The sequence below is a fragment of the Methylorubrum sp. SL192 genome (assembly GCF_026672325.1).
GTDB classification, from domain to species: domain Bacteria; phylum Pseudomonadota; class Alphaproteobacteria; order Rhizobiales; family Beijerinckiaceae; genus Methylobacterium; species Methylobacterium extorquens.
Window position 1 is genome coordinate 4587878 of record NZ_JAPPQV010000003.1, and the last position, 13158, is coordinate 4601035.

The 13158-nt window shown below is 61.5% G+C and carries 12 protein-coding genes and 2 pseudogenes; 6 read left to right on the forward strand and 8 right to left on the reverse strand.

Annotation, left to right across the window (positions count from 1 at the left end; genetic code table 11):
* Window positions 1–5 precede the first annotated feature (5 nt).
* The 4 genes from OVA30_RS22110 to OVA30_RS22125 all read left to right on the forward strand — a co-directional run bounded on the left by OVA30_RS22110 (window position 6) and on the right by OVA30_RS22125 (window position 2060).
* Window positions 6–422 (forward strand): hypothetical protein, encoded by a 417-nt coding sequence (locus tag OVA30_RS22110; RefSeq protein WP_268176944.1) that lies wholly within the window; start codon window positions 6–8, stop codon window positions 420–422.
* A gap of 14 nt (window positions 423–436) precedes the next feature.
* On the forward strand, window positions 437–736 hold the full coding sequence (locus OVA30_RS22115) for a hypothetical protein (protein WP_268176945.1): 300 nt from the start codon (window positions 437–439) through the stop codon (window positions 734–736).
* The gene (locus tag OVA30_RS22120) at window positions 733–1314 is read left to right on the forward strand and encodes a hypothetical protein (protein ID WP_268176947.1); all 582 of its coding nucleotides are present in this window, start codon (window positions 733–735) and stop codon (window positions 1312–1314) included. Before OVA30_RS22115 ends, OVA30_RS22120 begins: the two co-directional genes overlap by 4 nt.
* 203 nt (window positions 1315–1517) lie before the next feature.
* Window positions 1518–2060 carry a hypothetical protein gene (locus OVA30_RS22125; protein WP_268176948.1) on the forward strand — a complete coding sequence of 181 codons (543 nt, stop codon included), beginning with the start codon at window positions 1518–1520 and terminating at the stop codon, window positions 2058–2060.
* Between the two features lie 36 nt (window positions 2061–2096).
* Here OVA30_RS22125 and OVA30_RS22130 read toward each other — a convergent pair whose 3' ends face one another.
* The 7 genes from OVA30_RS22130 to OVA30_RS22160 all read right to left on the reverse strand — a co-directional run bounded on the left by OVA30_RS22130 (window position 2097) and on the right by OVA30_RS22160 (window position 9003).
* Entirely contained in the window at window positions 2097–2297 is a 201-nt protein-coding gene (locus OVA30_RS22130) for a hypothetical protein (RefSeq protein ID WP_268176949.1), read from the reverse strand.
* Window positions 2294–2521 (reverse strand): hypothetical protein, encoded by a 228-nt coding sequence (locus tag OVA30_RS22135; protein ID WP_268176950.1) that lies wholly within the window; start codon window positions 2519–2521, stop codon window positions 2294–2296. Before OVA30_RS22135 ends, OVA30_RS22130 begins: the two co-directional genes overlap by 4 nt.
* Window positions 2522–2572: 51 nt before the next feature.
* Window positions 2573–2839 carry a hypothetical protein gene (locus OVA30_RS22140; protein WP_268176952.1) on the reverse strand — a complete coding sequence of 89 codons (267 nt, stop codon included), beginning with the start codon at window positions 2837–2839 and terminating at the stop codon, window positions 2573–2575.
* 302 nt (window positions 2840–3141) lie between these two features.
* Entirely contained in the window at window positions 3142–4971 is a 1830-nt protein-coding gene (locus OVA30_RS22145; protein WP_268176953.1) for a TniQ family protein, read from the reverse strand.
* Window positions 4972–4974: 3 nt separating this feature from the next.
* The gene (locus OVA30_RS22150) at window positions 4975–6060 is read right to left on the reverse strand and encodes an ATP-binding protein (protein WP_253386895.1); all 1086 of its coding nucleotides are present in this window, start codon (window positions 6058–6060) and stop codon (window positions 4975–4977) included.
* Window positions 6053–8317 (reverse strand): hypothetical protein, encoded by a 2265-nt coding sequence (locus tag OVA30_RS22155; protein ID WP_253386894.1) that lies wholly within the window; start codon window positions 8315–8317, stop codon window positions 6053–6055. Before OVA30_RS22155 ends, OVA30_RS22150 begins: the two co-directional genes overlap by 8 nt.
* On the reverse strand, window positions 8314–9003 hold the full coding sequence (locus OVA30_RS22160) for a hypothetical protein (protein ID WP_268176954.1): 690 nt from the start codon (window positions 9001–9003) through the stop codon (window positions 8314–8316). The genes OVA30_RS22155 and OVA30_RS22160 overlap by 4 nt, the downstream gene beginning before the upstream one ends.
* A 2628-nt stretch (window positions 9004–11631) precedes the next feature.
* Between OVA30_RS22160 and OVA30_RS22165 the strand changes: the two are divergent.
* A pseudogene (locus tag OVA30_RS22165) lies at window positions 11632–11865 on the forward strand (transposase); the annotation flags it as partial.
* 159 nt (window positions 11866–12024) lie between these two features.
* A pseudogene (locus OVA30_RS22170) lies at window positions 12025–12309 on the forward strand (IS3 family transposase); the annotation flags it as partial.
* A 301-nt stretch (window positions 12310–12610) separates the two neighbouring features.
* Here OVA30_RS22170 and OVA30_RS22175 read toward each other — a convergent pair.
* The gene (locus tag OVA30_RS22175; protein WP_268177545.1) at window positions 12611–13045 is read right to left on the reverse strand and encodes a hypothetical protein; all 435 of its coding nucleotides are present in this window, start codon (window positions 13043–13045) and stop codon (window positions 12611–12613) included.
* Between the last annotated feature and the right edge of the window lie 113 nt (window positions 13046–13158).

The following is a 13158-nucleotide window of genomic DNA, read 5'->3' on the forward strand; positions in this document are numbered from 1 at the left end:
GAACCATGCTCGTCACCGAGGCTCTGGCGCAGGCGCCGAACCCGCAGGCGGTCATCGACCAGACCGCCACATTCTACCTGAACCAGGGCGTTCTTGGCGCGACGTGTCTCGTCTTCATCGGCCTGTTTCTCGCGGCCTGCTGGGTCGCGCGGAGCCTCTACCAAGACCTGAAGGCGAGCTATGCCGCCGGCCTCGCAGAGCGAGAAAAGCTGGTGCTGGCGCAGCAGGCCGCGGCCGGCGCCGCCGAGAAGTGCGCGGAGGCCCTGGAAGGCCTGAAGACCGCCCTGGATACCAACAAGGACGCGAGCGAAGACCTCACCAAGCAGGTCGAACTCGCGGCACAGGAGGCGCGGCACACTGCCGCCAACATCCTGACCGGCATCGCTGCCGTGACGCAGCGGCTCGACCGGGGGCGCCCATGATCTGGAGGTGGATCATGTCGTGGTTTTCCCCGCGCCCGCCGGAGCCGCTCGACCCCAGCCAGGTCGATGCCGTGATCGCGAAGAACCTTCAGGCACAGCGCCGCTCGGCCAGCGCCGCCGAGGAGGTCGTGCAGGCTGCAGACGAAAGCCGCGAGCAGGTCGAGGCGGCCGTCGGCGCCTTCAAGTGCCGGACGGCCGAACGCCTCCGCGATCGCCGCCGCGGGCACCTATCGAGCGACGTCCGCGCGGTGGTCGAGGCCACCATCCGACAGATGGACGAACGAGCCCACAGGGCCGAGGAGCAGGCGCGGTGATCTACAACGACGGACCGAGCGGCATCCGGCAGATCCTCTGGCTGACGGCTCTCCTGCTTTTCACGGGCTACCAGGCCGTCAACGTCTTCGTCCCAAACGCCGACATGATCGTGGCCACGCGCATCCTGGCGGCAGCCTTCTACAGCGTGGTCGTCTACGCCTATGCGGGCGATGCCTGGGCGGCCGTGCGCCGGCCAGTGCCGACCAAGGCCGACTTTCTCATCGTCGGGATCTGGCTGTCGTTCCTCTCGCACCTTGCGCAGACGGTCTATGCCGCGATCTACCGTCTCGCCGACGCACCGCAGTGGCTCTTGAACGCCGAGATCGTGCCGCTCATCGTGCTGTTCTCAATGATGGCCGCCGTGCTCCACGTCGCCGCCACGGGATCGATCGACGGTGAGGTGCCGCGGCGCAGCCGGATTGCGCTCGGGATCTGCGTCGGGGCGGCGGTGCTCATGGTCGGCGCCATCGTGGCGACCCGGCCGGACATCGGCCCGGCGATTGAACGGACTCGGCCTTATATCGGGGATTGGTGGCGGACGGGGGCGCTTCCGTTCGGAGGGGCGGCGCCGAGCTGAGGCGGACTATCAGCCTGCCGGTAGCCATCTACCTCATGCCCGCCCTCCAGCGGGCCCTTCCATCTCGATACCCATACTTGCCCCGCCCGGCTCAGCCGCGGCGGGGTTTTTTGTTTCGGCAGATGTGATCGGAGCATGGCCCCCGAATGAAGTGATCTGCTACGCTCCGTTGGAAGCCTCTTCGAGCCAAAGGGCGAACGCCGATGCAATTTTCATTGCCGCAGGGACTTCAGGCGATCTTAGACGACATATCTAGATCGATGGATGCTAAACTCTATTATCCAGCAGTCCTTGTAGCACTGACCGTTCCTGAGATTTGTGCGGCTTTATCTCTGGAAAAAGACGAATACGTCAAACAGGAGCACTACGTTGATTTCCTCGATAATTACTCTAACCTGTCTGAGCTCGGACTGAATAGCACTGATTGTTATAGACTTAGAGGCGGAGTTGTTCACCGCGCGAACTTCTCAGGGCATCACAAATTAGAAGCAACGCATGTAATATTTACAATACCAGGCAGTGGCTTTGCCATCCACGGTGGGCGGCTCAAAATGCCACTAAAAACTGCCTTGATGCTTGATCTGGTCAGTTTTTGTGACGCAATGGTACTTGCGGCGCAACGCTGGTACGCCGAGAACAGAGGAAATCCGAAAGTCTCCGAAAATCTAAATGATCTTATAAGATTGTGCCCCAACGGCCTGCCGCCTTTCTTAGAAGGCGTCCCCGTTGTAGCGAGCGGAGCCTAAGCGGATGCAGCGATCATATCACTTTCCTACCGTAGCTTACGCTTCATGAGCCGCAGCGAGCATCCGCTTCCGCACCTCGGCCATGCGGGTGTCGTCGCTGGCGCCGGTTGCCATGGCTTCACGCCCGACAGCCTCGTAGATCTCCCGCACCATCGCCTCGTCCAGGCCGAGGCCGCGAGCGAAACCGAGGAGGGACCGCATCTCGGCGGCGGATTGTTCGGGCTCGTTGCTGTTCATGTCCGATCCTCGTCGACGGAGACGAACCATGCGGCCAGAAACTCCGCCCCCTTCTCCGGATCGTAAACCCGCCCCATGAGCCGCCGGCCCTGATCCTCCGTAACCCACAGGCCAGGATGATCGGCATCCGGGGTCACGTAGCCGGCCACCTCTCTGCCGACCTTCACGACGAAGCCTTCCTCGCCGTTGGGCTCCATGATGTGGTCTGGCGGGCTGTCGGGCATGCTCGCAGGTTAGCGCGAGGAGGGCGGCTCCGCGACAGGCGTCTTTGCGCTTTACGCCTTCTGCGCCCGTGCCAGCAGGATAGCGGTCCGAACCGCCGCACGCTTCAAGCCGGGGCTGCTTTCTCGGTTGGCGACGACCTGGCTCGCCCAGCCGTGCCCGGCGACCGCTGCACCGAGATCGAGGCTGTAGCCATCGGCGATCGGATGGGCGTTAGTCTCGGGATCCGCGAGGTACGCCTCGACGGCGGCGTTCACCTCATCGTCGGTGACGGCCTTGGCCTTGAAGAGTTCGCCGACGGTGGGGTTGGGGTCCGCCATCTCAGGCCTGCGAAATTACGCTGGTGGGGCAGATGGTGGGGTAGGCTACTCAGATCGCCAAATTCATTAGCAAAATCAGAGAGACCGTGGCGAACACCATAGATCGTCCGAATTGTCGATCTATCCCATTGCAATTGCTTGCGTTTATTTTCTTGCTTGACTCTTCGCACTTCGATTTAAGGTCATAATTTGGCTCTTATCTGAGCATAAAGTGCTCGCCTTTGACGTCGGCGCTTGGGGCCATCGCAAAGAAAAAGCCCCGGCTAACGCCGGGGCTTTGATTTTCATATTTGATCGAGATCCTAAAGGAGCCGGTCCCTAAAGTAGAACGTTGCGCCTACTTGATCCCTTCGTATCGCGGGCTCTACGCCACGGCGGTCAAGATCTGTCTTAAGCTTAGACGCGTTCATTTCCCACCGACCGGCGAGTTCACTCAGGGAAACGTAGGTTCGCTCGAAAGCATCGATCGTCTCCGGCAGCACGATCCAGTCTCGATGTCGGTTGACGGGATTGGGACGCATCACCTGAGGGAGATAATCGCCAGTGATGAGCGCCTCGACTACGCGCTGGCCGACCTTCATGCGAACCCGCAGTTTCTGCATGGTGTAGCCGTCATGCTCCGGTCCGCGAACCCGTTTGAGGATCTCATCGGCGTCGACCAAGATCGCATGGAAGCCGGCCCTGTCCGGATCCACACCGACCCAACGGAGCTGCCTATCTAGGATCATCCTGATGATACCCGGCGTCGGGCAGTAGGTGCGCTTGGCCGCGCGAGGAATGTCCATGAGCGGCCGTTCCGGCCGTGGATGGATGACTGTCCCCTCGACGAGCCTCTCCACGAACGCGTCGACATCGGCCTTCGCATACCGGGCCCGGATGACCTTCTCCCCGACCATGTCGCTCTGGAAGGGCTCGATGAAGCCGTTTGTCGCCAGCATTTTTGCGTAGGAGTAGGTCGTCTGGAGATGCTTCGCTATCGCATGGAGATTGAGGAGGTTGGTCGCGCGGCGCAGGATCGGCGCGGCGATGGCGGCATTGAAGATCACATCCCCATTCAGGCTAGCATCAGGGGGAATGATCCCCTCGGCGATCAGAATCTTGCGGAGGCGATTGGGATGCTGCCCCGCCTCCACGGCAGCTGTCGTCAGTGAGTGCGTACGACGGCGGACCACCGGGAGCCCGACGACGACATCTCCAGGGCCGAAGGGCGCGGCGTCGAGTGCATGCCGAAACACGATATCCCGCAGCGGCGCGTAGCCTGGATCGACGCCGGGGCGCGTCAGGAGGTGGTTGAGAATACCGTACATGGCCCCAGGCCCGTCGTTCGACCCATTGCGGGTGTAATGCTTGCCTAGAAGGTCATCGAGGAAGCGCGACACGGCCGGCTCGCCCCCGTGGGCGATTTCGAAGCCGACATCAGTTACCTCCCTCTTTTCACTCAGTGCCAAGTTGCCGAGCTTGACAGTAGGCCCGAACAACGCCGCGGCTCCCACCGCTTCGCACGCCCGTGCGGCTGCGTACCACGGCATCTGGTCGAGCAACGGCGAGGCCTCCCGCTGCTCCTCAAACCGAAACAAGAGATAAGCTTCCGCGGCCGACGGCATCACCTCGGCCGCCGCGTCAGCGTATTCTCTTATCCGGCTCAGATGCGGCCGGATCGCCCGCGAGAAGTCGTACGCCTCACTCGCGTGAACGGGAACGCCGATCTCGCGGAGGAGCACGTGGTGACGAGGGCAGGCACGGATCGGCGTCAGTTGCCAGATTGTACGGCCGTAGCTCGTCTCGATCGGGATCCGGCGCGCATGCTCACCATCTTCTGTCAGGCATCGTGGGCAAACGAACGTGCGCGTGCCGCGAGACATCGTCGTCGGGAGAAGCTCCCCGCGATGCGTGATGTGGCCTTCAGCACGAACCAGACTGCTACGTGCGATCTCGGCCGGCGGAATGCCCGTCAAATCGGCGAGATCGTCGAGCGCCGCCGCTTGCCCGAACACGATCGGCGTGAACCGCCGGCCGAGATAGCGAAGGAACGTCCGGACCGAGGTCGTTTTGTGGATCGCCGCCAGCCGAGAACAGAAGCCGGTCACGGCCTCGTCGGGCAAGAGCGGCACGAAGGGATAGAGTCGGGCCATGGCTCATCCCCCCTTCTTTGTCGAACGCGAAGAGGGGCGATCACCCTTGTCATCGGTCCGTTGCGGTCCGTTCAGGACGCGGAACGGGTCAGTCGCCTCCCAGTCATGCGCGAGAAACGGATTGTCCTGCGCCTCCACGCCTGTTTTCCGGGCATAGGCCGTGGCGAAATCGTCCAAGATCAACGGGTCAGGCGAAGGCGTAGCCGTCGAGAGGCGAGGCAGATTGCGCTTGAGCCGGACCCGGATCGCCTCGTGGATTCGCTCGATCGCGCATCCCAGCTGATATCCGCCCGCGTGAATGATGCGCGGTGCAAGGACATCGGCTTGGACCGCCGAGAATCCGAGCTTCGCGAGACCGGCCAGTTGCTGGGCGATCTTCCCGACCTTGCGCGCATCCGACGCGAAGGTCAGCCCCGCCAGCGGCACGAAGGCAAGCCGACGAGCGACCTGCCGCTCCCCTTCCAGAACTTGCCTCAGTTCCGGGATCCCCGACAGAATTAATCCAATCGGCCACTCATCATCGATCATCAAACACTTGAACGTGTTGAGGATCTTCTTGATTTGAATGGAGTTGGCCGGCTGCGTGATGTGATGAGCCTCGTCGATATGGAGGACTTTCGCCCCCATCAGACGCAGCTGATCCCGTACCATGTGCGCCATGCGCTGCTCCTGACGCGGAACGTCCTGCACCGGCATTCCCAACTTGCGCAGCGTGTCGATCGCGAATCGATCGAGCGTGCAGGCCCCCTCCGGCTTGACCGTCACGATGGGGCAGCGAGATCCAATGACGCCGTAATGCGGGAAGGCTGGGTGCTCGAGGAAAATTCGACGCAGCATTGTACTCTTGCCAGCACCGGATGCGCCGATGATGGCGATCCCCGAAGCTTCCTCGCTGCCGCACTGCACCCGTGAGTCGGTGTGCTCCAAGAGATGCTCAATGAGCTCGTCAACATGCTCGGCGACCTCGTCGTGCTTCGGATGACGGAAGTACGCCCCGCGCACCCGCTGCATGACCTCGATCCGCTGGCGCTGCTCTCTGGCCGCTACGCTCCGGAAGTGGTCGAGAGGATTGGCGATGTCGTCACGCATCGGGCGTCTCCATCGTCCAGTCACTGTCATCCTCGTCACGGTCATCTCTATCTGCGGGTGACGCAGTGGGAGGCGACCCGGATTCAGGATGCTGCCGGCGCGGTGATGCCGAGGGCTGGACCTGCTGGATCGTCGGCCCGGTGACCGGAATACCCTGCGCTAGCGGATCGCCGCCCGGTGGGGCGTTCTTCCGTACCCGTTCCTCGGGGACGTCGAACCCCCTCAGCATCTCGGCCTCCGCCCGGGAGATTGCCTCGGCGTCGTAGGTGTGGGGCGTGATGCTGAAGCGGCGCTCAGCGTTCGCGGCGATAGCCCGGATCTGTCGAAGGGCATCGGTGACGATCGGTCGGCTCGCTGCGGCCGCGATGTCGTACCGCCGGCGCTGATCCTCGACCACGCCCAACCACGCCTGGATCGAGGCTCCCTCGAAACCGGAGGTGGCACAGGGGACCGTCTTCCACACGCGCCCGATCTGGACCGAGATCCAGCCGAGGTTGTCCGGATCGAGCCGAACCGGGAGATCGATCTCGCCCCGATCCTTCAACAAGCCAGCCAGATCGACGGACTGGTAGTGAAGGCCGAGGACCCGGACGCCCCTCTTGCCGAGCTTGCGGCTGAGGTGGACACCGAAAATCGCCCGCTGCTGATGAGCCCCTGGGGTGATACGAGAGCATCCGCTCTCAATCATCAGGCGCTGCCAGCAGGCCCGAGGAGTCTCGCCATACAAGCCCTCGTGAGGCGTGTTGTGGTAGATGTCGACGTCATACAGCACGAGAGCGCGAGCTAGTTCGTCCACAAAGAGGCTGGCGCTCTTGCCCGGGTCATAATCTCCCTTGTCGCTGACGTTCGCGAACGTCTGCCCGCTGAAGTGCTGCAGGAACTGCGTCCGGGTCGTGCCGAATGAGCGCTCCACGGTGGCGCGTTTATTCGGTTGACCGACCTCGGGGGCGACGAAGACGATGCCGAGATCGGCGAGCATCTGGCGGAATCGGTCGGACCGGAACGCAGCTCCTCCGTCGGTCGCGATCGAGTGCGGGACGCAGGCGTAGTTCCAAGGCGTCTTGGCTCCCATCGCCGCGGCGAGGGGAGTCTTGTCGCTGATCATCATCCGCAGGAGGATGGCGGCGGCCTTGGTCGTCTCGGTCGGGGTGATGACCTCCGCTAGGATGCATTTCGAGGCGACGTCGATTGCTCGAAGCAGGATCCAGCGCTCCTTCGGCACCTTGTGCTTCTGCTCGGCCGTCATCTTAGCCCAGATGCCGCTCTCGACAGCCATGTGGATCAACGACACCTTGCAGCCATCGATCTCGACGCGTTCGCCGATGCGGGTGACGTCAAATTTTCGCCGGACGCCCCCATTCTTGCGAATGGCGTACTCGATGCCGTGCCGCGCGGCGTCCCGATGGAAGCGAGAGACGCGCCTCACCCTGGCGCGGTACGTCGAGGCACCGATCCTTCGCAGCGGCGGCTGCCCGTTCTCCGCGCGCTTGTCATTCTCCGCAGTGAGGTTGTCTCCGTAATCCTTGTAGCACTGCTCTAATGTCGGACGCTTCCGATCGAGGTAGGCGTAGACCGCCTCCATCATCATCGCGTACTCGTCCGCAGCAAACCGGGGTTTGACGTTGCCGCTGTTGAAGTGACACTGGCGCAAGCCCCAGGCCTCACAGCCGGCCTCCTCATAGGCCAGGGTCCAGCGCTGCAGCGTCTTCGCGCCAGGTAGTGAGCGGAGGACAACGGTGCGGCCCGCTCGAATTTTCCGACGCATGCCGGACTTGGCCAAGCTCGGACGCGACTGCGCCGCCTTCTTGGCCGCGGCCTTCTTAGCGTAATCGAGTTGCATCAGTTGCGGACTGGCGCGCCGCATCGCCTCCTCGAAGCCGGCCTTGGTCCGGTTGGCCCTCTGCTGATCCTGCGGCGGAGGATTGCGACGATCCTTGGCCTCCTCATCGTGGAAGGCAAGCACACAGGCTTCCCGCCAGCGCACGTCCGGAAGTTCCTCAGCAGGGATGTCGTCGTTGCTCTCAATGAGCGTGCGCGCGCGCGCGCGGGAGCGAGGCTCGGAGTAGTACAGGGGCGTATGACGGAAATCCGGGTGCTGGCGGGCCTCCTCGAAAGCTTCGAAGCTGACATGGTCGGTCAGGTCCATGCCGAACGGCTGCAGCAGGTAGCCAGTCTTCGTCAGGCCCTTGCACGTCAGAGTCTGGCCGCCGCCGAGGATCAGACGGTCGGCTTCGTTGATCTGATAGCGGGGTGTCATCGTGCGTCCTCCTGGTTGGCCAAACGGACGAGGGTCTGACCGCCGATCCGCGCAGTGCCTTTCATGACGATCTCCCCGGAGCCGATCAGACGGATGATCGCCCGGTAGGCATCACCGCCAAGGCCGGTGGCGTCGCGCAGGTCGGCGATGCTGACGTGGCCGACGAACTCGGCCAGCGACGCGAGCACAGCCTCATCGTTGTCATCCGGCGGATCGCGCTGGCAGTCGTGAATGAGGATCGCGTTCTGAACGGTCGCGCGGGGGAGATCGAACTCGGTCAGGGGGACGATCTCGTCGGCGATCTCCGGGGAGATCCGTTCGGCCAGGTCGGTCAGGAAGTTGATGAATCCGACCGTCTCGGCTCGGTCGCGCGGCTTATAGGCGAGCGCCCGGCGGGTGCCGTCGTCGAAGGTGACAACGAAGTCGAAGAAGTGTCGGCGGACGACTCCCTCCGCGTCGCGATAGAGCGCCTCCTGCTGCTCGCGCACCTCGACGATGTCGCGCCGGGCGAGCACACTGGTGAGCGTGCCGAATTCACCGAGACTGTCCCAGAAGATCTGGCGCGGCCGCGAATCCGTGGTGACGAGCACGCCCTGCGTGGACGCTTTCGAGCGGAACTTGGTGGGGAACCGGTCGGCCAGGCTTTCGGCCGGCGACTCCCAGTCGTCGGGGGATCGTTCGATCATATGGGGCATCGCATCCTCGTGCGTCTTTTGGCGCTTGTGGTACGCCGGAATGGACGGAGGCAGCCGGGGGCGTTCGCCCTAGCGGGGGCGTCGTTTCTCCGACAGCCATTGGCTGAGGAAGCTGAGACCGGGTGGAGACTTGCAGGCGGACTCCGCCTATGGCACCCTCCACGCTTGAAATCTTCGCGCGCCGGCGCTCGCGCCGTGTCACAGGATTTTAGACTGATCATCCCGTTTTCTTGCAAGGATGGGGGGATGATCTCTCAGCTTCGAAGGCGTTTAGGCGAAAGCTTAAGCGTCTTCGTCGTGTCTGAACTTGGCGTTGCTTGCTGTCGTGGTTAGCCTCCTGTTGGGCGACGGTCAGTTCGGAAGATGCGCGGTCACTGGAAGCGGCCGCGCATGTTTTTTTCGAGCTACATCACTAGCTTCATTTTAAGCTCTCCGACGCAGTTTGCATTGAGGCTGCAAACCTAAAGCTCTGGAGTTCGATTCTATTCAAATCGCTCGGTAAGCTTTATGCGTATCGTCGGATTGGTATCGGCGGCGCTATCTGTCTGCATGCTTTCTTGATCTCCAAAAAAACCACAGCACGTAGGCGAGGTGCTGCTTTCATGCGGGCCTTCAAGTATGCGCATCGCGTGCGCCAAAAGTCGGCGCTGAAATGCTTGGAGATTGGGATGCTGTGGGCGCATGCTGCTTGCCTCCCCTGGGTATCAGGCAGCACGCATGGCTCAGCATAATCCGCTTGCGGCTGAAGCCGGGCGTAGGCATTATGCCGCCGTGATTGCTGCGCGATTCCTCTGGAATCGTCAGTGTCGCTGATAGGCCGTCCGGTTAGCTGGCTGGCATGGCGGACGGCTTAGTGATTGGGCGCTCAGGACCTCCTGAGCGCCTTTCTCATTTGTACCATAGCTGCATTGTCCGTCCTCTGGTTCGCTTTTGCTCGAGTGCTGCTGAACGCTCGTCAAAGGCGGCGAGCTTGTATCGGCACTCCAGCGATTCGCTCATGCATTGCAGGAAGGAACGGCGAACGCAAGCCTCCCCTCAAGCAACAGATGCGATCTTCAGCCACCTCGTTAAGCAGAACTGTCAGTACGCAGCACCACCCCAAGCAGTGGCGCTAAGATTGGCTGAATACCGGTACGAATCAGAAACGACGGTACCAGGTTTATGCTGGTGAATACATATCGATCAAATCTAGTCAAGTTTTAAATCTGCAAAAATGCGCAGAATTTTCATCGAAGGAATCGGTTCTGCTCGTAGATGCGCATTTATGTACAATCAAAGGAACGGGGCTCCCCTTTTCGCCTATTCATTCCTTCGTCGCAGGAACATCGGGACTCATTTAGGAGGGCATACCATTCCTTCGAAGTTCAGAAATATTTGGATAGCGCGTCGTAAATTTGCAACGTAATCGCGCTTCTGGGTGAGGGTCTCGAACAGAGGCTATTGTAGTTAGTAGTCTTGGGTCGCTATGCGGTGAGTAGCCCTCGACCTGCTCTTTTCGAGAATCAAAGGGCACACACTTTTCGTGACAGCTCAGTGAGACAGCGCGCCGATCACGTCTGCACTTCGATCGCCAGCGCACTGGCTAGGCGATCCCGCTGTCGAGTCGATTCGCCGAAACGACGTCGTACAATGGTCTCCGGCGATAGCGCTTCCCCAGGCTCTAGGTCGGCCTGACCGGCGCAGACAAGTGCAAGGACTACTGCCGCCGGCTCGAAATCTGAGCTCCGCACGCAGTTAGCGAGTTCGCCGAGCGTCAACCCCGCTTCGGCCTCAGTCAGACGCTCCAAAATTCTGAGCCGGTCTCCGACGGGAATCACGAGCTTGCGAGCTGCCCAAACTGCCCGAGCGGTGGAGCACCGCGGTTCGGACAAAACGTAGGATCTGGTGATTAAAACGTGGTCAGGAAAGGTTCTTCTTGAGGACTTCTCAGGGCGACTGGGGGTGGCCATGATCAATCGCCGTTGGACTCCAGCAAATACAAAAAAACTGAAAATGCGCTCGTTACGGTACAGCGGATCGCCTGGTTCTATTGCTGAAATTGAACTTTCAAGAGTCGCTTGAATAAGAATGTCTCGGTGCCATCGCCGAGGATAATCAATCGGCACTGCTGTTTTAAACGATCGAAAGCCAGGTCTCACTCTCTGCCCAGGATCTTCGCTGGTCGAGGTAAACCTCATCGAATGCTGATCGGACATGGAGCCGCCACGGCCTTCGAATGTAGTGGGTGCAGCAGACCCGGAAGGCGGCGTTTCTGCTGATTACGGTCGATAGCTGTTTTCCAGCATTTTAGCCTTTGTGCGCTAAGGTCGTATTCGTGGACCTTAATAGAAAATTGGCCTCGATAGCCCGCACTTCATTGCACGAAAGCATGGGGGCAATTATTGCCTTCTGCAAGTCCAAAATGTCTTTCTGGGATTGCGGGGATATTGTTGATGGGCGAGCCAATGGGGCGTCCTATTTTGCTGAATTGTAAGATTTTTGGTGATCCGCCTGCGGCCACGGAGACTGACCCTTAACGTCCCCCCATCGCTTTGGTCCGGCGTGAGTGCGAGTTTTCCGGTTGTGTGAGCCCCTTATGGGAGGAGCGGAGCCGAGAAGAGCAGGTTCACTGAGGAGCAGATCGCCTTCGCGCTGAAGCGGGCCGAGACGGGGACACCGGTCGCGGAGGTGCTGCGCCGGATGGGTATCTCCGAACAGACGTTCTACCGCTGGAAGAAGCTCTACGGCGGCTTGGGCACAGGCGAGCTGCGGCGGCTGAAGCAGCTTGAGGACGAGAACCGCAAGCTTAAGCAGCTCGTTGCCGATCTGAGCCTCGACAAGCACATCTTGCAGGACGTGCTCGCAAAAAAGCTGTGACGCCTGCTCGGCGACGCGAGCTCGTGCACCAGGTGTCTCCTTCACGGAGACATCGAGGCCGACGTGGTGCTGCTGGTCCATGGCGGAGCTCCGAGGTTGGATCGAAGCGCCATCATGCCGCCACTTCCACCGCGCCGGGCACCCCGAATACCCCATCTAGCCCCCGAGCGACGCCGGCAGGCGGTGGACGCGATCCGGGAGAAGTACGGCCTCTCGGAACGTCACGCCTGCCGGATCGTCGGTCAGCATCGGGGCACGCAGCGCTACGTGCCCATCGTGCCAGCCGACGAGGATGCGCTGACCCGGGCCATCGTTGCCCTGGCGTCCGAGTACGGGCGCTATGGCTACCGCCGCGTCACCGCGCTGCTGCAGGCAGACGGCTGGCAGGTGGGCAAGGATCGGGTTCAGCGCATCTGGCGTCGCGAGGGGCTGAAGGTTCCTCACCCAGGGGGGCTGGAGCGTGCTGACGTTGTCGGGGCGGTCTGGTCGGACGACGGGCAGACGCCAGTGGTCCGGGTCATCCGTGGCCGGGACATAGACGGCCCCGGCCTCAGCCGGACCAACCATTCCATCCTAACGGCAGCTGTAGGGCTCCAAGCGGCCATTCCAGTGTCTTCGTTCGAAGGTCCGCTAATGGCGCACAGCCGCACGAGAGGAGCGCGAACTCCTGCCCCCAAGCGGACATTCGACATGTGCCAGCCGAAGGTCCGGATGGGGTGGGAAGCGGACGTGTTTGGCAGTGTCACGGGAGCGCCTGGTCAGGTCGCTTGGAACCGTCCCGGACGCATCGGATCCACGCCATTCCCATGACGAAACTGCAGGCCAGTATGAAGAGCGAGCTGCCGGCAAAGATCCAAGGCCATTTCTCGGACGTCCAGATCACAGGGCGAGTGCACGAGCCAGGGCGGATGCTGACGGTGATCTGCTTCCCATCGGACAACCACGAAGGTCGATAACCCATCGACACATACTGCGAGCAGTTGGGTGGACCTCCCGCGCCGGAGCTATCGTAGGTGAGGGTTGCCGAGACGCCACCTTTCGACAGCAGTTCCACGCGTGTCACGCGCGCGTCGACACGCTGCCCAGTGCGCAGCACCGTCACGTCTTCAAATTCGCGGAATGTCTTCTGGGCAAAGTGCACCGCTCCAACCAGCCACATGAGGGCCATGGCCAGCAAGAAACGAACGGTCTCTGTTTTTCGCTTGTCTCTGTCTTGTAGGCCTACCAAGCGGAGGCAGGCGTCTCCGACTACGACGTAGATCGCTCTGAGGCTCTTCCACTGCATTTCGC